This window comes from Blautia hansenii (assembly GCF_013304445.1).
Classification (GTDB): domain Bacteria; phylum Bacillota; class Clostridia; order Lachnospirales; family Lachnospiraceae; genus Blautia.
This window is the reverse complement of record NZ_JAAITA010000001.1, coordinates 316,543-337,141: the sequence shown is the minus strand read 5'-3', so window position 1 is coordinate 337,141 and position 20,599 is coordinate 316,543. Positions and strand designations below refer to the sequence as shown.

Sequence of the window (20,599 nt, the reverse complement as noted above, 5' to 3'; positions counted from 1 at the left end):
TTTTGCCCTGCTAATGATTTGCAAAAGAAACCGTCAAAACAGCTATGGTAATCAACAGCATCAGTTCCGCTGTAAACAGCATCCGCAAAAGCAGTCTGCAGCCATCCCCCATAGCCTGCAGGCAGCCGGTCATCCTCTTATCGGACACCGGCTGCACCAAGGCTGCCAAAAGTTTATATAACAGGGTGGAAATGCCAAGTCTCACCAGAGGAACCAGCCCCAACAGCAGCAGCACGGCCATGCCCAGAACCCCCAGAGAATTTCGGATTAACACGGCTGTGCCAAGGGCCACCTCTGTCACACCATCTATGGCATTTCCCACACCGGGAATAGCTGCTGCCGCTTTCCCCAGCATATCCCTTTTCAGGGAATCCACTGCCGGGCTTATCATATTTTGTATCACCTGCATGCCGATAACAAAAGCCGTACAGCCATTCAGCCCCCATTCCAGCAAAGTTTTGAAGAGTTCTGCCATGCGGGAAAGCAGTTCCTCTTTGTGGATGAAATTAATCATGGATATGAGTACATAGGCATGGATTCCCGGAAGAATCAGCTTCAGCAGCACGGCCTGTACCAGATAAATGACCAGCAGCACGGTTTCGTAAAACACCATGGCGCTGGCAGAACCTGCAGCGGCAGTGACTGCCAGAAAATAGGATGGAATCAGTGCTTTCATAAAAAGGACAAACCCTTGCAGGCTTTTTGAAAGTTCCTCTCCCATACTGCCAAAGGTATGAATAAGAAGCACCAAAAGCAGCAGATACACCACATAAAAGCTGACTTCCCCGGTCTGCCCCTTCCCAAAGGCATTGGCAAAATTAGAAAACAGAGAGGCCGCAAGCACCAGAAGTAAAATCTGCACTACTGTCTGCTTCTGTACAGACAAATGACTTTTCAAAAAAGCTTTCCCGATTTCTTTCACTCCCTCTTTGCTAAACAGCCGCCCTTCTTTCAGAACGGAAGCCAGACTTTCCCTAATGTTGAAGGTTTCCTCTCCCAGAAGTTCATTGACCGCCTCCTGCATTTGTCCCAATTCCAGCCCTTCCAAAAGTTTTTCCTGGGCTTCCTGCTGTTTCTCAGAAAGTTCTTCTTCCCCTTTCTGCTCCTCCTGTTCCGCTGCTGCAAAAACTTCTTTTCCGGAAAGGTTCCAACCTACGCACAGGCAGATTCCCGCCAGAAGCAGTTTTTTTCTCCACACGGAGCATGTCCCTCTCTTTATCCTTGGTTTTTTCCCGGCCCGGTTCATGCCAGAAAGCTGTGAATGGTTTCCATCAGCGCCAGCAGCACCGGCATGGACAATACCATAATATACAGCCTTGCAAAAATATCTATCTGAGAGGCAATGGCTCCATACCCCGCATCTTTGCAGATTCCGGCTGCAAATTCACTGACATAGGTAATTCCTATCATTTTCAGCAGTGTTTCCAGATATTGTGCGTCCACCGGCAGATATTCCTGAATTTTCAGTACAGAAGAAAACAGATAGGACAGCTTCCCTGTCATATAAGAAAAAATGCAGATTCCCGCAGCCAGGCTTAAATACACGGAATACTCCGGTCTTGTGCCTTTTAAAAGAATTCCCAGAAGCATGCCTGTCATCCCCAGCATAACAACCTTCAAAACTTCCATGCATTTCCCTCCCTACAGCGCAAATAAGTCTTCTATGGTGCGAAAAAGGTCATAAATATAGGGCAGCACCCAGAACAACACCAGCAAAAGACCGGTCAGACTGGTGAGAAAGGCCAGCTCCTCCCTCTGGCTGTGCTTCAGTATCTGACACAGGACAGACACCAGAATGCCTACTGCACCGATTTTGAATAATAAACTCACTTCCATGGCATCTCTCCCCCTGCATAATTTTCAAAGCAGCATAATTGCCAGAAAAATTCCTCCCAATGTTCCCATGCTCCGGTACAGCTTCTGCTTTGCAGGCATTTCCCGCTGCAGGTTTTCCATCTCCCTTTTTAACTGTTCCAGGTACAAAGTAATGGTATTTTTCTGCATGGTAATATCCAGATATCCCAGATATGCTCCCAACTGCAAAAATTCTTCCAGGTCCTTTGGACACAGCGCTGTGCCGCTCAGATATGTTTTTGCCTTTTCTCTGAAAATTTCCTGAAAGCACGCCCCCTGATACTGCCCCGCAGCCTCAGACACCTCCTTTAAAAAGCCGGCCAAAGGCTCTGGCAGCCTGTAAGCCACCGTACCTAATGCCTCCGGTAGCGCTTCCCTTCTGTAAGTAATTTCTCCCAGAATCAGAAACACCATCTTTTCGATTTCTCTTAACTGCTGCAGCCTTCTCGTCATGTGGATACTTTTGCTGTACCCCAGAGCCGAACAGGAAAAAATTACCAGAACAGCCCCTGCGATTTTCAGCATAGAATACCCTGCCTTCTCTTGCAGTCGTACAGACTGGTTCCCCTTTCATCAAAAATAGCTTTCACTTCACCTGCCCGTTTCTCATAATGCAGAATAATATAGCGTTCAAAGATTTTCTCCTGCATCAGGCGCTGCAGCAATGGTTTTCTCTTAATGTCTTCAATAGAACTGCCGTGTACTGTGGCAAACAGTCTGCAGCCGCAGTGAATCACGGATTCAATGGCATGAATATCCTCGTAATCTCCCAGCTCGTCTACGGCCACCACCTCCGGCGACATGGAACGTATGAGCATCATCATGCCCTCTGCCTTGGGACAGCAGTCCAGAATATCGGTGCGGATTCCCAGGTCATTCTGTGGAATTCCCTGATAAGAGCCCCCGATTTCCGAGCGTTCGTCCACCACGCCCACACAGACGCCGTCCAGATAGCTGCTGCCATTGCTGACCTGACGGATCAAATCCCGCAAAAGAGTGGTTTTCCCACATCTGGGCGGTGAAATAATCAATGTGTGGCATATTCTTTTGTTTTTTATAACATAGGGAAGTATGGGCGCTGCACACCCCTTTATCTGATGTGATAATCGAAGATTGATATAAGATATGTATTTTACACTTTTGATTTTGTTCCCTTCCAGAATGGTTTTTCCTGCAATTCCCACCCGGTGTCCTCCCTGAATGGTCAGAAAGCCCTGGCGGATTTCTTCTTCAAAGGCATACATGGAATAATTGCTGATATATTCCATGGTCTCCTTTATATCTCCCGGACTGACCATACAAGCCTCTGCCTCCCTGTGGGAAAGCCTGCCGTCCTCTGTCAGAAAAAATTCCTTTCCCTGATAAATCAAAATCAGCGGCCCATGAACACGAAGACGGATTTCATAGACCTGGTGCATATCCGGGCAGGCCTTATGAAGCGCCTGCCGGATACGCAGGGGAAACAGCCGTGTAATCTCTGTCTGATTCATCTTTCCTCACCTCTTTAAGATAATATATGAGGACAATCTTTATTTATGACTGGTTTGAGCGGATTAGATTTTGTATTCCTGCTTTTTGACATTCCTTTCATAAAACTTTTCACAAGTACAGATGAGAAAAGTTTTCTTCCCGGTCTTATAATACCGCACAAAACACAAAGTCAGCAAAATCCCTGCTACCGCAGCGCAGAGCATATCATTCATACTGTCCCGCACTCCCTGGGTATAGTGATTAATACAGTCATTCTGAAAGAACACCAGCATGGCATATTCAAAAAATTCCCACAGTTCTGCTACTGCCATATTTCCCGTATTCAGAAAAATCAGAAAAATCAGGCAGTCTTTCTTATCCGCAAATTCATTGGTCTGCTTTATGGCAAAATAAAGCATAGCCACAGCAGCAGAAAGCAGCCAGCCGCTGGAAAAATGAAGCAGCTTGTCGTATCCCCAAAAGCGGTATGCGTCTAAAGAACCGCCCCAAATGCTGGCAAAGTAGGTAAATGCATTGGAAAGAATATAAATTTCGTACACTGGTTTCCAGCGAAACACCCGAAACACCGCCGGAACAATACAAGGCGTCAACACTGCCACAAAAGCCATGCCCACATGCTCCCAGTCCCCGGCCCGAATATTATGTACAAAACTATAGAATAAGGTAACTGCATACAGCAATATACTGGCATACCAGATATGCTTCCATGTTTTTTCTTTCATTTTTTCTCCTGTTCCTTTCGATATCTTTTTTCATACTTCAAAGAATAAAAGATTTTTCCTAAGAAACAGAATTAAAAAAACGAAATTTTTTCTAAATATTCTTCCACCGTCACTTCCCTGTACATACAGCCGCAAACTTTCTGTGCGCTGATACATCCCTCCACATTTTCATAAGGCGCAAACTGCTCATACCATGCAGGCACAGGAATATGTTTCAAATCCCTGGTAATCCCCTCCCCGCTCAGCTTCAAAAAGCTCTCTTTTTTGGCCCAAAGTCTGCAAAATTCACTATTGCGCTCTCCGGAAGCCTTAACGAGGGCATATTCTTCTTCTGAAAGTGTCCGCTGCAAAAGCCGTTCACTCTTTACTGCCCGAACCTCCTGGATATCCAGTCCGCAGGCCACCTTTGCCACCGCGCAGGCCGCATAAGCTCCGGTATGGCTGATATTAAAAAATACAGAAGGGAAAGCGGGAAAATATGGTTTTCCCTGCTCTCCTCTCTGCATAATACGTTCTAAATATTCAGAAACTTCCTCCCAAGGCGCTCTTTCCCGAAAAATTCCCCTACAGCCTGTATCCAGCAGACCATAGGCCAGAAGGCGCCTGCCGCAGATACTCTGCGCATGCTTCTTATCTGCACAGTCCCCGGTCAGTTTCCGAATATTCCCTATGTAAATGTTTATTCTTTCCCTGGGCGAAGATGTATGTCTGCTCATGCACTCTCCTCCTGCTCTGTAATCCCGCTTTCCGTCAGAAACCGGGAAGGTTCTGTTCTCTTTTCATGACGTTCCTTTGCATAGAGCATGCTCAGTTCTTTTCTGGCCCGTGTCATGCCCACATAAAACAGCCTCCGCTCTTCCTCAATATCATTTTCAGAAACTGCCTTGTGATAAGGTATGATTCCCTCATTCACATCCATGATAAACACACGGTCAAATTCCAGTCCCTTAATGCTGTGAAGCGTGGAAATCACCACACCGCTTTTGCCGGAAATCTGGGTTTTAGCCTGTTCTTTTAATTTTCTGGTGTATTCTGCCATATGCGCAAACCAGTCCTCGTAAGTTTTGTAGCCTCTGGCGCTTTCTGCCAGTTCATCCATCACTTCATACAGGTCTTCCATCTTCAGCTTCCGGTATGCGGCGTAGCCTTTTAAGTATTCCTCATACCCGACACCATGGCGGATATAATTGACAGCTCCGTAAGGGGTCATATTTTTCAGTTTCTTCAAGTCTTCCTCAAACTTGTCGATGCGGTCGCACATCCACTCCTTGTCCTCATAGAACCACCGGAGAGCTTCAAAGGACACCTGAGAATCTTCCAGTGCATTGCGGGAGATATAACGGTTGGGGCGGTTCATTACCTGGAGGAATTCCTGACGGCTCCGCTCTCCCATAGCCAGTCTCATATAAGAGATAAAATTCCCGGAAATCCAGTGTTCATACAGATTCGGCAGTGTATCTCTCATCTGAAAGGGAATCTGGTATTCCATCAGAAGTTCCACCAGGGAGCCGGCGCCGGAATTGGTGCGGTAAAGCACAGCTATCTCTTCCAGAGGGCAGCCCTCCTCTCTGGCTTTTAAAATGCAGTCCTTTACGTACAGCTCCTCTTCTCTTCCCGTGCCGAAGCCTTTGATAAGCGGTTTCCTGCCTTCCTCATTTTCCGTATGGATTTTCTTCTTAAACCGTCTTTTATTGTGTCCGATAACCTTTCCTGCGGCTTCCACAATCCGCTTTGTGGAACGGTAATTACAGGCCAGAAGTTCCGTCTGCACGGTGGGAAAATCCTTTGGAAAATGCATCATAATTTCCGGCTTTGCCCCGCGGAAAGCATAAATAGACTGGTCATCATCCCCTACAATAAACAGATTATTGTCCGGGGCAGCCAGCATTTTCACAATGTCATACTGCAGTTTATTGATATCCTGAAATTCATCCACCAGAATGTAACGAAATTTTTTCTGCCATCCTGCCAAAATGTCCGGTCTCTGGGTCAGCAAATCATAGCAGTACAAAAGCATATCGTCAAAATCCAGAAGTCTTGCCTTTCTGCAGCCGGATACATATTCTGTATAAATCCGGCGGAACACCTCGTCAGGACAGTTTTTAGAATAATAATGTTCCAAAGGAATCCGGCTGTTTTTCACCTCGCTGATTTCCCCTGCCAATCCCTCAAACAGTTCCTTCTCGTCCTCTGTCTCTATCCGCAGAGCATAGACAATCTCTTTGAGCATATCGTACCTGCGCTCTTCACTGATAATATTGTTTCTGGAAAGGCCGTAAGCATGTCTTAAAATCCCGTAGAAAATCCCGTGAAAGGTGCCGAAGGTAACCTGCCTGTAATTCTGCTGCTCTCCTTCTTTTTCACAGAGTTTTTCAAACCGCTCTTTCATTTCTCTGGCAGCCGCCTTGGTAAAGGTGACTACCAGAATGTTTGCAGGATTGATATGCTGTTCACTTAACAGGGCCCGGATTCTCCTTATCATCGTAGTCGTTTTACCGGAACCCGGCCCGGCCAGAAGCATCATAGGGCCGCTGCTGTGGTGAATGGCTTTTTCCTGTGCTGCGTTTCTCTCCATCTCAGCTTAATTTTTCAATGGCTGCCTGAATCCGTTTCAGACTTTCTTCTTTTCCGAGCACTTCCAGGATTTCCGTAGCGCCTGCCGGAGTCATCTGTTTGCCGGAAAGTGCCGTACGGATTGGCCAGAGAATCTGTCCGTTTTTGTATCCGTTTTCCTTTGCAAAACCGCAGAGCAGTTCGTAAAGAGCATCGTTGCTGTAGTCTTCCTGTGCTTCCAGAACCGGAAGAACCTTCGCGAGCACCTCCAGAGAAATTTCCGGATTGGTCTTCATCTTTTTATGGGTGTACATGGCATTATCATACTCCGGTACTGCCTCAAAGAAATCTACTAATTCCGGGATATCCGGGAAAACTTCGATTCTGGTCTTCACCATGGACGCTACCTTTTTCAAATCGATTTCTCTGGTAATGGCCTGTTTCAGATAAGGCAGAGCCATTTCATAGAATTTTTCATCATCCATGGCTTTCATGTACTCGCCGTTCATCCATTTCAGTTTCTGAATGTCAAAAACAGCTGGAGATTTGCTCATGTGATGATAGTCAAAGACTTTCACCAGTTCCTCTAAAGAGAAGATTTCCTGGTTATCTTCCGGACACCAACCCAGAAGCGCTACATAGTTCACAATCGCTTCTGTCAAAAATCCCTGTTCCAGCAAATCTTCGTAAGACGAATGACCGGAACGCTTGCTGAGTTTTTTGTGCTCTTCATTGGTAATCAGAGGGCAGTGCACATAAGTAGGGATTTCCCAGCCAAACGCCTCATAAATACGGTTGTATTTCGGGGAGGAGGACAGGTACTCATTTCCTCTTACCACATGGGTAATGCCCATTAAATGGTCGTCAATCACATTGGCAAAGTTGTAAGTCGGATAACCGTCTGATTTAATAAGAATCAAATCGTCCAGTTCATTATTCGGCACCGTAATATCTCCGTAAATGTCATCACTGAACGTAGTAGTTCCCTCTGTAGGCATGTTGAAGCGGATAACGTAAGGCTCCCCTGCCGCCAGCTTTGCCTCTACCTCCTCTTTGCTCAAATGCAGACAGTGCTTATCATACATGGCGATTTCCTTGTCACCCACCTGAGATTTCAGGGATTCCAGACGCTCCTTTGTACAGAAGCAGTAGTACGCATCTCCCTGCTCAATCAGCTGTTTTGCATATTTTAAATAAATGCCCTGGGCATTTCTCTCACTCTGCACATAAGGACCGTAACCGCCGTCCTTGTCCGGACCTTCGTCATGCACCAGTCCGGTTTTCGCCAGTGTGCGGTAAATAATATCCAGCGCACCCTCTACGAAACGCTCCTGGTCTGTATCCTCAATACGCAGCATAAAACTTCCGCCTTCGTGTTTTGCAATCAGGTAAGCGTAAAGAGCCGTTCTTAAATTTCCCACATGCATTCTTCCTGTAGGACTGGGAGCAAATCTTGTTCTTACTGTACTCATCTTCTATATCTCCTTTACTTTTTTACATGTTCTTTCTCTATAGCAAAAAGCAAGGGGTATGTGGCTTTCACCCTATACCCCGTCACCATGAAAATTATACTCAAACCTCTTTCTATTTTCAAGTAGTAATTCCCGTTTCTTTCCTATTTCTGTACCAGATGTACGGCAAAACCGCCGATTTCCTCTTTCATATAAACGGCAATCATTTTTTCGTTCTTATATTTGGCAGTTTCCATATCAAACTCCACGCCCTGGCTCTCCAGATACTTCACTGCTTCTGCTACGTCTGTAGTGCCGATGGCAATGTGTCCGTTCTTTCCAAGATACGGTGTTTTCATAGCCTCTACCGCGGTTCCTGCGAATACAGAGCTGTTGCCCACTTTCTTTGTAAATCCGAAAATTGTTTCAAAACGCTCTGCTACGCTGCAGGCTTCTCCTTCGTTTTCACAGTTTATGCCTACATGGCGCAGTTCAAATCCCAGTTCTTCCAATTTGCTCATATTCATTTCCTCCTTCATGTCTGTGATATTGCATCTGTACTAAGCATACAAAAAATCGGGAAAAATAGCAAGTTCTAATCTTCCTTATCTGAAAAAGAAATTTCCATGGCCTGAATAATATTTTTTGCCATTTTCAGTTCTGCAGGGGTAAATTTTGAAATGTATTCTATGATTTCTTCTCTGTCACAGGAATGGGGGTTCTCTTTCAATTCATCCTGTAAAAAATATTCCGGTGACATTTCCAGTGCGTTGCAAATGCGGACAAAAACAGGAAGACTGGGTGTCCGGGTACCGCCTTCAATCTGTCGGATGAAAACTGGATTCACGCCGCAGATAACCGCCAGGGCTTCTGAAGTAATCCCCTGTTCCTTTCTGATTTTGTTAATTCTTCTGCCAAAACTCTTTTGCACAGTCATTTCTCCTTTGTAAACTTGCAGTTATTATTTTCTGCTCTTAGTATACGAAATACCAAAATTTTCCAATAGTTTCCAAAAGACTACATTTAGTATCTACCAGTTTGCAAAATCAGATTTTCTATCATTTAAAAAGAGGCGGCACCTTTACATTCGTGCCGCCTCTGCAAATTCCTTCATAATATCCTTCACTTTTTCTATTTTTTCACATTTCCACGCATTCTCCCCACAAAATAAAAGAGCATGCTCGATATCCCCTTCTGCAGCATGTACCAACGCTTCTGTAATACAATAAGGAATTTCTTTCTGCTTACAGGTGGAAATACACTGGTAGCAATGCTGAATTTTCGTGGTATTCTCCCCTACCTGTTCCAAAAACGGATTTCTGATGGCTCTTGCCGGCATTCCCACAGGACTTTTTATGATACTGATATCTTCTTTTTTGGCCTGTATATAGGCCTCTTTATAAGCTTTGGGCGCATCACATTCCTCTGTGGCAACAAAGCGGGTTCCCACCTGCACTCCGTCTGCCCCAAGGGCAAGCGCATGGCACATATCTTCTTTGTCAAAAATCCCTCCGGCTGCAAGAACCGGGATTTTTCTCCCGACTTTTTCTCCATATTCTCTGGCTTTTTCTATAATAGAAAGCAGCACCTCATCATAGGAATCTCTCTGAAATCTTTCCAGTTCTTCCTGGGAAAAACCCAGATGTCCCCCTGCTTTTGGTCCTTCTACCACTACAAAATCCGGGGCTCTTTGATACTTCCTCTCCCACAGCCTGCACAGCACCAAAAAGGATTTCAGGGATGATACCACAGGTGCAATTTTTACCGGACTTCCCTCTGTATAAGCAGGCAAATCCACAGGAAGTCCGGCCCCGGAAACTATCAGGTCAACGCCTGCCTCCACTGCTGTTCTTACATACTGGGCATAGTTTCTGGTAACTGTCATAATGTTGACACCCAGAATCCCGCCGGGGGCTATGGCTCTCGCCTTTTGCACTTCTTTTTTTATGGCCCGGTAGTTTGCAGCAAAGGGATTTTTCTTAAAATCCGGCTCTCTCCAGCCTATCTGAGCCGTGGAAATCATGCCGATACCGCCTTCTTTTGCCACAGTTCCTGCAAGGGTGGAGAGGCTGATTCCCACACCCATCCCCCCCTGTATCACCGGAATTTTTGCTTCCAGCAATCCGATTTTCAGTGTTTTTTCCATAGCCTCTCCTTTACATTCTGCGAAATCTTTCGTATCGCTGCTGCGCCAGTTCCTCTGGTGTCATGGCATTGTATTTTTCCAGAAATTGTTTCATTCTTTTCTTCATTTCTCCTGCTATTTCCCGGAGATTTTCCGGGCAGGCGGGAATTTCTTCGGAAATCACCTGCTCAATTATCCCCAGTTCCTGCAAGTCTTTGGCAGTTACCTTCATGACCTCTGCCGCCTCTTTCGCCCGCTTACTGTCTTTCCAGAGAATAGAGGCGAAGCCTTCCGGCGACAAGATGGAATACGTGGCATTTTCCATCATCCAAACCTCATTTCCTACGCCTAAAGCCAGGGCGCCGCCGCTGCCTCCCTCTCCGGTTACCACAGACAGCACCGGCACCTGCAAATCTGCCATTTCCAGCAGATTTCTGGCAATGGCCTCTCCCTGTCCACGTTCTTCTGCCTCCATACCGCAGAAGGCGCCGGGGGTGTCAATAAAGGTAATCACCGGCCTTTGGAATTTTTCTGCCTGTTTCATAAGGCGCAGAGCTTTGCGGTATCCTTCCGGAGAAGGCATACCGAAATTTCTCGCCAGATTTTCCTTGGTTGTCCGTCCTTTCTGAATCCCGATAACGGTCACCGGCTGCCCGTCTAAAAGAGCCAGCCCGCCCATAATGGCAGGGTCATCTCCGAAAAGACGGTCTCCGTGAAGTTCCCAGAAGCCGTCAAATACGGTTTCCATATAGTCCAAAGCCGTCAGCCGCTTTTTGCTTCTGGCCGTTTCCACTCTGTCCCAGGCTGTTCTCTTTTCATTCTCTGCCTGGGCCTGCTTTCCGGAGTTTTCCTGCTGACTTTTCTCTTCTTTTGGCATAGAAATACCGAAAAACTGACAATATCCCTGTCTGCGCTCATGAATTTTCACCAGAGCAGACAAGGCCTGCCGCAGTTCCTCTCTCTTTACAATCCGGTCAATCATACCATGCTCTAAAAGAAATTCTGCCCTCTGAAAACCTTCCGGCAGCTTCTCTCCAATGGTCTGGGCTATGACTCTGGGGCCTGCAAAACCGATTAAAGCCTGGGGTTCTGCCAGAATCACGTCCCCCAGCATGGCAAAACTGGCGGTCACTCCGCCCATGGTAGGGTCTGTCAGTACAGAAACATACAGAAGTCCCGCCTGGCTGTGCTTTTTGATGGCCGCAGCCGTCTTTGCCATCTGCATCAAAGACACAATGCCTTCCTGCATACGGGCGCCGCCGGAACAGCAGAAAAGAATCACCGGCAGCTTTTCCTGCACAGCCCGCTCAAAGGCCAGGGCGATTTTTTCTCCCACGGCATATCCCATACTCCCCATAAGAAAACGTGTGTCACAGGCACCTAAAACCACTGGACTGCCGTCAATTTTTCCCTTCCCGATATACACAGCTTCATCCAGATTTGTCTTGTTTCTCAATTCCTCCAGTTTCTCCTCATAGCCTGGATAGTCCAATGGATTTTTCCCGTTTATCTCTGTGAACCAGGGCGTAAAACTCCCCTCATCTGCAGCCAGTTTCATCCTGGTTTTAGCTTTCATGCGGAAATATCCACCGCATTTCGGACAGGTATATGCATGCCGTACTACCTCTTCCTTGCATAAGAGTTCCCCGCATTTGGGGCACTTAACCCACAGGCCTTCCGGCACAGAGGGGCTTTCTGTTTCTCTCTTTTCCTGTGCTTTTTCTGCCTGTATTCCGGCTGTTTTCTTAAACAATTCTTTTAGTCGGGACATGTTCTTTCACCCCTCTCTCCGTAATGTTCTTCTATAAAATGGGTTGTCACGTTTCCCTCTTCAAAGTCTCTCTGATTCAGAATATCGTACTGAAAATCCAGATTGGTTTCCACCCCTTCAATAATCACTTCTCCCAGTACACTGCGCATTTTGGCAATGGCAGAAGCCCGGTCTTTATCATGGACAATGACCTTCATAATCATAGAATCATAATTGGGAGGAATCCGGTATCCATAATACACCGCCGTGTCCACCCGCACCCCTTTCCCGCCGGGAATATGAAGATTTTGAATGGTTCCCGGACAGGGCAGAAAGTTATTTTCAGGATTCTCCGCATTGATTCTGCATTCTATGGCATGCCCCTGCAAAAGAACCTCTTCCTGCTTTACAGATAAAGGAAGTCCTGCTGCAATACGAATCTGTTCTTTTATCAAATCCACTCCGGAAACAAACTCTGTAACCGGGTGCTCCACCTGGATTCTGGTATTCATTTCCATGAAGAAAAATTCCCCGGATTTGTCCAGAAGAAACTCGATGGTTCCGGCACTTTCATATCCCACAGCCAGAGCTGCCCGGCAGGCCGTTTCCCCCAACTGTTCTCTGACTTTGGGTGATACAGCGCAGGAAGGAGATTCTTCAATCAGTTTCTGATGCCGCCTCTGAATGGAGCAATCCCTTTCCCCAAGCTGTATGACCTGTCCCTGTTTATCTGCCAGAATCTGTACTTCTATATGTCGGGGCTTTTCAATATAACGCTCCAGATACATGGCATTATCTGCAAAAGCGTGCAGGGTTTCCGTCTGTGCCATGCGGAAATTTTCCAGAAAATCTTCCCGGCAGACAGACACACGCATGCCCTTGCCGCCGCCGCCAAGAGCCGCTTTTATCATAATGGGAAAACCGATTTTTTCTGCCTGCAAAAGAGCCTCTTCAGCTTCATAAACCGGCTCTTTGCTCCCCGGAACCACCGGAACGCCTGCCTGCACCATGGTTTTTCTGGCCTCTGCTTTATTCCCCATTTTTTCTATCACCTGGGCAGAAGGGCCGATAAAAGCAAGGTGACACTCCTCGCACATGGCGGCAAAGCGGCTGTTCTCCGAAAGAAAACCAAAGCCCGGGTGAATAGCTTCCGCCTTTGTGGCGATGGCTGCGCTTAATATCCTTCCCATATTCAGATAACTTTCCATAGGAGATGCCGGACCGATACACACGGCCTCATCTGCCAGCTGGGCATGAAGTGCGTCCCGGTCAGCCTCCGAATAAACAGCCACCGTGCAAATGCCCATTTCTCTGCAGGTGCGGATAATCCGCACTGCAATTTCTCCCCGGTTTGCAATTAAGATTTTCTGAAACATACCTGCCACTCCTCTATCCAATCATAAATGTCAATTCTCCGGCTGCTGTGATTTTGCCCTCCTGGTTTCTGGCTACGGCTTTTCCCACGCCTACCGGGCCTTTTACCTTCACAAGCTCTACCTCTAAAGTCAGCACATCCCCCGGCACTACCTTCTGCCGGAACTTTGCCTGGCGGATACCTCCGAAATAAGCGGTTTTTCCCTTATTTTCCGGCTTGCTTAAAATAGCCGCCGCTCCGGTCTGGGCCAGGGCTTCTATCTGCAGCACCCCCGGCATGACCGGTTCCTGTGGGAAATGTCCGGCAAAAAAGGGTTCGTCATAAGTCACACATTTGCGTCCCACAGCCCGCACACCGGGTTCCAGTTCTTCTATGGTATCCACCAGAAGAAAGGGATGTCTGTGGGGAATCATTTCCATTAATTCCTTTGTTGTCAGCTTCATCACGTCCTCCTATTTCATAACAAATAACGGCTGTCCATACTCCACCATGGACGCATTGGAGACCAGAATTCTCTCAATCACACCGTCTTCTTCTGCCTCAATCTCATTCATCAGCTTCATGGCTTCAATGATTCCCAATACCTGGCCTTTCTTCACGCTGTCCCCCTCCTGTACAAAGACCTTTGCACCGGGAGAAGGGGCATTGTAAAAGGTTCCCACCAGAGGGGCCTTAACGGTTCTCTGTTCCTTAAAAGAGGGAATTTCTTCTGTCTCTTTTTCCTCCTGTATGGGGTCTTTTACCCCTTTTACCACGGTCTTTTTTCCTGCCTTCATGGAAATTTTCAGGTTCCCATCTTCCATGTAAAAGCGGGTTAAATCTGACTGGCTCACCGCCTGAATCAGCTCTTTTATTTTCTCCAATTCCATGTTTTCAGTCCTTTCCATATTCGCCCAGAAGCAGGCTGGCATTGTGTCCGCCAAATCCCAGAGAATTACTCAGTGCATAGTTCACTTCCGTTTCCACGCCCTGTCCGGTTACATAATCCAAATCACAGTCCTCATCCGGCACCTGCCATCCTGCGGTCTCATGTATATAATTTTCCTGTATTTCCTTTACACAGGCAATGGCTTCCACAGCTCCTGCTGCACCCAGAAGATGCCCAATCATGGATTTTGTGGAATTGACTTTCATTTCATAAGCATGCTCACCAAAGAGTTTCTTAATGGCTCTTGTCTCAAACAAATCATTGTGGTGTGTTCCAGTTCCGTGGGCATTGATATAAGAAATCTTTTCCAAAGGAATACCCGCCTCTTTCAAGGCGTATTCCATGCACTTAGCTGCCCCTTCGCCGTCTTCTCTGGGTGAGGTAATGTGATAAGCATCGCTGGTAGCGCCGTACCCCAACACTTCTGCCAGAATCGTTGCCCCTCTCTTTTTGGCATGCTCCAACTCCTCCAGTACCAGAACTCCGGCCCCTTCGCCCATGACAAATCCGTCTCTTTCCCTGTCAAAAGGAATGGAACAGCGTTTGGGGTCTGCAGATACAGACAAGGCGGTCAGGGCGGAAAAACCTGCCACACCCACCGGGGTAATGCAGGATTCTGCGCCGCCTGCTACCATTACTTCCGCGTCTCCGGCCTGTATACTCCGATACGCTTCGCCGATACAGTGGGTGCCGGATGCACAGGCTGTCACCACATTCAGACTTTTGCCTTTCAGTCCGAACTGAATGGACACATTACCTGCCGCCATGTTGGAAATCATCATGGGCACCATAAGGGGATTCACACGATTGGGCCCTTTTTCCAAAAGCTTCTGGTGTTCCCGTTCTACTGTCTGCAGACTTCCAATGCCGGACCCAATGGAACAGCCCACCCGGTAAGCATCTTCCTGTTCCATATCAAGCCCCGATTGTTCCAACGCTTCTTTTGCTGCTGCCACCGCATATTGGCAGAAAAGTTCCATACGCTTTGCCGCCTTAAAATCCATATATTCTTTTCCTTGAAAGCCTTTCACTTCGGCTGCCAAATGTACTTTATATGCACTGCTGTCAAACTTTGTGATTTCACCAAAGGCTGTGTGCCCTTCTTTTAATCCCTGCCAGTATTCCTCCACATTTAACCCAAGAGGTGTAATGGCTCCCATTCCGGTTATGACTACTCTTCTCATTTTTTCCTCCTACATGCTCATGCCGCCGTCTACACAAAATACCTGTCCCGTAATATAAGCTGCCTTATCCGAAGCCAGAAATGCAGCCATTTCCGCCACGTCCTCTGCTTTTCCAAAATGTCCCAGGGGAATCTGGCTGCAGGCTGCCTCCTGAACTTCCTTTTTCAGCACCTTTGTCATGTCGGTTTCCACAAATCCCGGCGCAATGGCATTTACTGTAATACCCCGGGAGGCCAGCTCCCTTGCCGCTGTCTTTGTAAGACCCAGAACCCCGGCTTTGCTGGCTGCATAATTGGCCTGTCCTGCATTTCCCAGAATCCCGGACACAGAAGAAATATTGATAATCTTTCCTTTTCTCTGCTTTAACATATACCGGGACACATGGCGCATGGTGTGAAAGGTTCCCTTTAAATTGGTATTGAGAACCATGTCGAACTCTTCTTCTGACATCTTCATCAGCAGATTATCCCTGGTAATGCCTGCATTGTTGACCAGAATATCCAGCCCCCCAAAATCCTTTATCACCTGCTCTGTCATCTCTTTACTAGCCTGAAAATCTGCTACATTACAGGCATAGACTTTGGCTTTTCCTCCGTTTTTTAAAATCAAGTCTGCCACTTCTTCCGCTTTTTCCTTAGAGCCGCAGTAATTTACCGCCACAGCCGCCCCGTATGCAGCCAGCTTTAGGGCAATGGCGCGTCCAATGCCTCTGCCGCCTCCGGTTACCAATGCCACTTTTCCTTCTAACATCACTCCAATTTCCTACCTTTCTTTCCAGATATTTACCAGATTTTGAAAATCTTCTATGGTCTGCACTTGCAGTACCCTGGCATTTTTGTCTATTTTCCGCACAAATCCGGTGAGGGTTTTTCCCGGTCCTACTTCTACAAAAGTCTCTACACCATCAGACAGAAGGGTGTCCACACACTGCTGCCACCGTACCGGAGCAGAGACCTGACGAGCCAGAAGTTCTTTCACCTCACCGGCCTCTCTTACATACTGCGCCGTCACATTGGCGGTATAAGGAATCCCCGGCTTCTGCACCTTGATTTCCTGCAAAGCGCTTCTTAACTTTTCTTCTGCTTCCGCAAGCATGGGAGAATGAAAAGGCCCGGATACCTGTAGGGGAAGCACTCTTCTGGCTCCTGCTTTTTTCAGCTTTTCGGTAGCTTCTTCCACAGCCTGAGAGGCTCCGGTAATCACCACCTGTCCCGGACAGTTGTAATTGGCTACAGACACCATACCCGGCTCTGCCTCACAGATGTCTTCCACCTGCTTCCCGGAAAGTCCCAGCACCGCTGCCATAGCCCCGCCAAAAGGAACGGCTTCCTGCATATAAATGCCCCGCTTGCGCACCAGAGAAAAAACATCCTCCAGAGACATCACCCCGGCTGCAAGCACAGCTCCATATTCTCCCAGGCTCAATCCTCCGGCTGCCTCCGGAAATATCCCCTCTTCTTCCAAAGCTTTCAAAATGGCTGCCTCTACGGCCACCATAGCAATCTGGGTGTATTCGGTAATATGAATTTTCTCCTTTTCTTCAAAGCAGATTTTCTTCACATCCAGTCCTGCCATTTGTCCGGCCAGGTCCATCACCTGTCTGCATACCGCCATATTTTCATAAAAATCTCTGCCCATGCCTACATACTGGGCGCCTTGTCCCGGAAATAGAAACGCTGTCTTTCCCATTGCACACTCCTTTGTATATAAAATATTTTGTTATTCAAAATATTAACCTAAAAATATGGGCTGTTCCATGAAGTGCCGGATTTTCTTCTGCACTTCATGCAGCAGCCTCTTTTTTTATTCTTCTACACCTTTTGTTTTCAGATATTCGATTACAGAACCTACGGTAGTCAGTTCCTGCAGCTCCTCAGAAGGAATTTCAATGGAATATTCATCTTCCAGCGCCATAACCAGTTCAAATAAATCCAGAGAATCTGCTCCCAAATCTTCTTTAAAGGAAGTTTCCGGGGTAATGCTGTCTCCATCACAATTTAACTGTTCTGCAATAATTTCTCTCATTTTTTCTAACATCGTTTTCTGTCTCCTTTAAATTACTTATTTTTTTCCATTGCCATGGAATTGTTTGCTTTATTATTTTGATGTTCAAAGTATATCCTCTTTGCCCCTGTTTGTCAACCCTTTTATTTTCCAAAATAAATCTGTCTGGAAACGCTGAGGGCAATGCCCATCTCTGCCATCAAAAACACAATGGACGTACCGCCGTAACTGACAAAAGGAAGGGTGATTCCGGTGGTGGGTATCCAGTTTAACACAACGCAGATATTTAAAATAACCTGCAAAGCAATGTGCACCATAATTCCGCTGACCATCAAAGAACCGTAAAAATCCCTGGCATTCTGGGCAATAAAGAACAGGCGGTACAACAGATAGCCAAACAGCACAATAATAACCAGACCGCCGAATACACCCAGTTCCTCGCACACGATGGAGAAAATCATATCATTCTGCGCCTCTGGTACAGGCCCCAGCTTCTGTACACTGTTCCCCAGTCCCTTGCCAAAAAAGCCCCCGCTTCCAATGGCATACAAGGCCTGCATAATCTGATAACCTCCGGCAGAAGAATACTGCTCCGGATTCAGCCATACCAGCACACGCTTCAGACGGAAGCTGTCCACATTGGTCATATCCAGCTGCATATCTCCCAGTGTCATCTGCAGAACAATTCTTCCCACTAGCAGCAGCACTGCCAGAACCAGAATGATACGCAGAAACATTTTCTGATTGGGGTGGGCAATGAAAATCATAAATCCGGTAATAGCGCCGATGATGATGGCGGTACTCAGGTTATCGGTAAAAATCAACGCTGCCGCCGCCAGGCCGCCTCCGTAAGCCATGAGCTTCCAGAAGCCTTTTCTTGTAGCCACCTCTTTTCCCATCTTCATAATCAGACAGGGAATAAACGTAATGGCCGCAATCTTTGCCACCTCTGCAGGCTGAAACTGCAGCGCATCGATACCGAAATTCAGCCATCTTTTGGCGCCGTTTACCTCGACTCCCATAGGGCTGAATTTTACCAAAGCCATCAGTCCCATAGAAACCCAGTAAATCATTCCGCTGACATAGTACAGCAAATGGTAATCCAGCTTTGAGACTGCCAGCGCGCCTACGATACTGCAGGCACTGATAATAGCCTGCTTGGCAAAATACGCCATGTCATTATTATCTTTCACCAACGCCGTATAAGCGCTGGTACTATAAAGCATAACCAGTCCAAAGCAAATCAGCAGAATAACGACTGCCACCAGATTGAAATCATAATACTCTGCCTTGAACACTTTCCCCTTTTTTTCTTTTTTTGGCATTTACTTCCTCCCGCTAAATTCCAAGGGCATAGCCCAGCAGTTCCCGGTACCCGGTCTGACTGCCGCTTTCCCGGCCCTGCACCTTCCGCACCATAACCGGGTCGTCTGTAATGATATTGTCCACTCCCATATCTATCATGCGCCGGACATCTCCCCTGTAATTCACTGTCCACGCATGAATCTCTTTCCCCATTCCATGAGCTTCTTTTACAAACGACTCTGTCACATAAGTGTGCTTCACGCTGAAAAAATCAGCGGCCGTAATGTTGGCTGTGCTGCCGTATGTCATTGTCATAATGTATCCCGTACGGATTTCCGGAGCCGTCTCCTTTATCTGCTCCAGGAATCCATAATTCATAGAAGTCACCACACAATAATCCTCAAAACCATTTTCCCGAATTGCGCGGACAACCTTATGAACAATTCCTCTGTTTTTACCATTATACTTAATCTCTATATTTAAGTCCAGTCTTCCTTTGCAAAATTTTAAGACCTCCTCCAGAGTCGGGATTTTTTCTCCCCGGAATTTCTGGTGAAAACTGGAGCCTGCGTCCAGCTTTTCGATCTGGGCCAGTGTCATCTCCCAGACCTTTTTATTGACCCCTGCCGTCCGTTTCAGGGAATCGTCATGCAGGAGTATCAGCTTTCCGTCTTTTGTCTCCTGCACATCAATTTCCGCCCAGTCTGCGCCTGCATCTATGGCATAAGCCAGGGCGCTTATGGTATTTTCCGGGGCCATTCTGGCCCCGCCTCTGTGAGCCGTAATCCCCATATCCGCAGTGAGCGTATCCAGAGAAACATCATGCCCCGCTGCCAAGAGTCCCAGATATCCTCCCTCACACAGTACAAATACTGCGGTCAGTATGGCCGCCGCCTTTCTCCTTCCCACTTTGGAAAACCAGGCATAGTGCTCCATCAGCCGGTAAAGCGCCACTTCTTCTTTAGACTGCACATGAAACCTGGCGTAAAGCACATACACAAAAGCCAGGCTTACGGTAAGCTGCACAGCCCCTGCAAAGACCCCCAGCGCCATATTCACGTCTCCGCTGTAAATCAGTACCCGGGTCACCTTCTCTCCTCCGGTCACGCCGAGAAACACCCAGACTGTCATAACCGCCATAGCGGCAAGATAGACTGCCGCAATAAAGACTGCCATCAGCACATGGAGTACAAGAAAGCCGGACAGTGTCTTTTTCCACTGTTTTTGCAGCAGTTCCAGGCCTCTTTGCATGGCCCGCCTGTTCTTTTCCTTTTCCAGAACGGCATAGGGCAGAGTGAAAACACAGAGAAAAGAAATCAAAAGCAAAATGCCCACAGCCAGATACAGGAGAAACGAAGGCTTTACCGCCTTGTAAATCTGAATGGCCGTAAATTCCAGCACCCGAATATAAGAAATTTCTCTGGCCACAAAATAAGCAGTGAAAAACGGTGCGCTAAGAGCCGCCCCAAAAATCCAGGATATCCGGCTGTGTCTCAAAAAAGCAAAAGTTCTCTTAATGCCTAAAAGCAGCATATCACTGGCATAAATTTTCTGCTTCTGATAAGAACAGAGGAAACCGGACAACAGACTGGAAACTTCAATCAGAAAAAGCAGAAGAATAAGCAGCAGTAAAAACAGCAAAAGCAGAATCGACAGCGGAGAAGAGAGAAAACGCACAAAATTTTCCGCCGTCAGATAACTGAATTCCTGTTTTTTCAAAGAAAAATTCACTGCTCTGTGGGTCAGCTGCATAACCAGAAAAAAAGAAGCAATTCTGTACCCGGTTTCAAATAAAAGCAGACTTCCTAAATTATATCTGAGTACTGCCCATGTCTTCTTTAAAATGCGTTTCATAAA

Annotated in this window: 22 protein-coding genes; all 22 read right to left on the bottom strand. The window is 47.0% G+C overall.

The window, feature by feature from the left end:
- Positions 1–10 precede the first annotated feature (10 nt).
- Positions 11–1,198 (bottom strand): stage III sporulation protein AE, encoded by a 1,188-nt coding sequence (locus G5A70_RS01590; RefSeq protein WP_226853436.1) that lies wholly within the window; start codon positions 1,196–1,198, stop codon positions 11–13.
- Positions 1,199–1,242: 44 nt separating this feature from the next.
- Positions 1,243–1,629 carry a SpoIIIAC/SpoIIIAD family protein gene (locus tag G5A70_RS01585; protein WP_173747369.1) on the bottom strand — a complete coding sequence of 129 codons (387 nt, stop codon included), beginning with the start codon at positions 1,627–1,629 and terminating at the stop codon, positions 1,243–1,245.
- Positions 1,630–1,641: 12 nt separating this feature from the next.
- Entirely contained in the window at positions 1,642–1,836 is a 195-nt protein-coding gene (gene spoIIIAC, locus G5A70_RS01580; RefSeq protein ID WP_173747368.1) for a stage III sporulation protein AC, read from the bottom strand.
- 24 nt (positions 1,837–1,860) lie between these two features.
- A complete protein-coding gene (locus G5A70_RS01575; protein ID WP_173747367.1) occupies positions 1,861–2,379 on the bottom strand; it encodes a stage III sporulation protein AB in 519 nt (172 codons plus the stop codon).
- Positions 2,373–3,344 carry a stage III sporulation protein AA gene (gene spoIIIAA, locus G5A70_RS01570; RefSeq protein WP_173747366.1) on the bottom strand — a complete coding sequence of 324 codons (972 nt, stop codon included), beginning with the start codon at positions 3,342–3,344 and terminating at the stop codon, positions 2,373–2,375. The genes G5A70_RS01575 and spoIIIAA overlap by 7 nt, the downstream gene beginning before the upstream one ends.
- Before the next feature lie 63 nt (positions 3,345–3,407).
- Complete coding sequence (locus tag G5A70_RS01565; RefSeq protein ID WP_173747365.1) at positions 3,408–4,067, bottom strand: hypothetical protein; 660 nt, start codon at positions 4,065–4,067, stop codon at positions 3,408–3,410.
- Between the two features lie 71 nt (positions 4,068–4,138).
- Positions 4,139–4,783, bottom strand: a complete 645-nt coding sequence (locus G5A70_RS01560) for a 4'-phosphopantetheinyl transferase family protein (protein ID WP_173747364.1) — start codon at positions 4,781–4,783, stop codon at positions 4,139–4,141.
- Positions 4,780–6,642, bottom strand: coding sequence for an ATP-dependent helicase (locus G5A70_RS01555; RefSeq protein ID WP_173747363.1), 1,863 nt, complete (start codon positions 6,640–6,642; stop codon positions 4,780–4,782). Before G5A70_RS01555 ends, G5A70_RS01560 begins: the two co-directional genes overlap by 4 nt.
- 1 nt (position 6,643) lies before the next feature.
- A complete protein-coding gene (gene gltX / locus G5A70_RS01550) occupies positions 6,644–8,092 on the bottom strand; it encodes a glutamate--tRNA ligase (RefSeq protein WP_173747362.1) in 1,449 nt (482 codons plus the stop codon).
- A 143-nt stretch (positions 8,093–8,235) separates the two neighbouring features.
- Positions 8,236–8,592: a VOC family protein gene (locus G5A70_RS01545; RefSeq protein ID WP_226853434.1), complete on the bottom strand. Its 357-nt coding sequence runs from the start codon at positions 8,590–8,592 to the stop codon at positions 8,236–8,238.
- Between the two features lie 74 nt (positions 8,593–8,666).
- Positions 8,667–9,002 carry a helix-turn-helix domain-containing protein gene (locus G5A70_RS01540; protein WP_173747360.1) on the bottom strand — a complete coding sequence of 112 codons (336 nt, stop codon included), beginning with the start codon at positions 9,000–9,002 and terminating at the stop codon, positions 8,667–8,669.
- Between the two features lie 150 nt (positions 9,003–9,152).
- Positions 9,153–10,217: an NAD(P)H-dependent flavin oxidoreductase gene (locus G5A70_RS01535; protein ID WP_173747359.1), complete on the bottom strand. Its 1,065-nt coding sequence runs from the start codon at positions 10,215–10,217 to the stop codon at positions 9,153–9,155.
- A 10-nt stretch (positions 10,218–10,227) separates the two neighbouring features.
- The gene (locus G5A70_RS01530; protein WP_173747358.1) at positions 10,228–11,967 is read right to left on the bottom strand and encodes an acetyl-CoA carboxylase carboxyltransferase subunit alpha; all 1,740 of its coding nucleotides are present in this window, start codon (positions 11,965–11,967) and stop codon (positions 10,228–10,230) included.
- Positions 11,955–13,322: an acetyl-CoA carboxylase biotin carboxylase subunit gene (locus G5A70_RS01525; protein ID WP_173747357.1), complete on the bottom strand. Its 1,368-nt coding sequence runs from the start codon at positions 13,320–13,322 to the stop codon at positions 11,955–11,957. The genes G5A70_RS01530 and G5A70_RS01525 overlap by 13 nt, the downstream gene beginning before the upstream one ends.
- Positions 13,323–13,335: 13 nt before the next feature.
- Positions 13,336–13,764, bottom strand: coding sequence for a 3-hydroxyacyl-ACP dehydratase FabZ (gene fabZ, locus G5A70_RS01520; protein WP_173747356.1), 429 nt, complete (start codon positions 13,762–13,764; stop codon positions 13,336–13,338).
- Between the two features lie 9 nt (positions 13,765–13,773).
- A complete protein-coding gene (gene accB, locus G5A70_RS01515) occupies positions 13,774–14,190 on the bottom strand; it encodes an acetyl-CoA carboxylase biotin carboxyl carrier protein (protein ID WP_173747355.1) in 417 nt (138 codons plus the stop codon).
- 4 nt (positions 14,191–14,194) lie between these two features.
- Positions 14,195–15,433, bottom strand: coding sequence for a beta-ketoacyl-ACP synthase II (gene fabF, locus G5A70_RS01510; RefSeq protein WP_173747354.1), 1,239 nt, complete (start codon positions 15,431–15,433; stop codon positions 14,195–14,197).
- 9 nt (positions 15,434–15,442) lie between these two features.
- On the bottom strand, positions 15,443–16,183 hold the full coding sequence (gene fabG, locus G5A70_RS01505) for a 3-oxoacyl-[acyl-carrier-protein] reductase (protein WP_173747353.1): 741 nt from the start codon (positions 16,181–16,183) through the stop codon (positions 15,443–15,445).
- Between the two features lie 12 nt (positions 16,184–16,195).
- Positions 16,196–17,122, bottom strand: coding sequence for an ACP S-malonyltransferase (gene fabD, locus G5A70_RS01500; protein ID WP_173747352.1), 927 nt, complete (start codon positions 17,120–17,122; stop codon positions 16,196–16,198).
- A 114-nt stretch (positions 17,123–17,236) separates the two neighbouring features.
- A complete protein-coding gene (gene acpP / locus G5A70_RS01495; protein WP_173747351.1) occupies positions 17,237–17,470 on the bottom strand; it encodes an acyl carrier protein in 234 nt (77 codons plus the stop codon).
- Between the two features lie 110 nt (positions 17,471–17,580).
- Positions 17,581–18,762, bottom strand: coding sequence for an FtsW/RodA/SpoVE family cell cycle protein (locus tag G5A70_RS01490; RefSeq protein ID WP_173747350.1), 1,182 nt, complete (start codon positions 18,760–18,762; stop codon positions 17,581–17,583).
- Between the two features lie 13 nt (positions 18,763–18,775).
- A complete protein-coding gene (locus tag G5A70_RS01485; protein ID WP_173747349.1) occupies positions 18,776–20,596 on the bottom strand; it encodes a glycerophosphodiester phosphodiesterase in 1,821 nt (606 codons plus the stop codon).
- Positions 20,597–20,599: the final 3 nt, after the last annotated feature.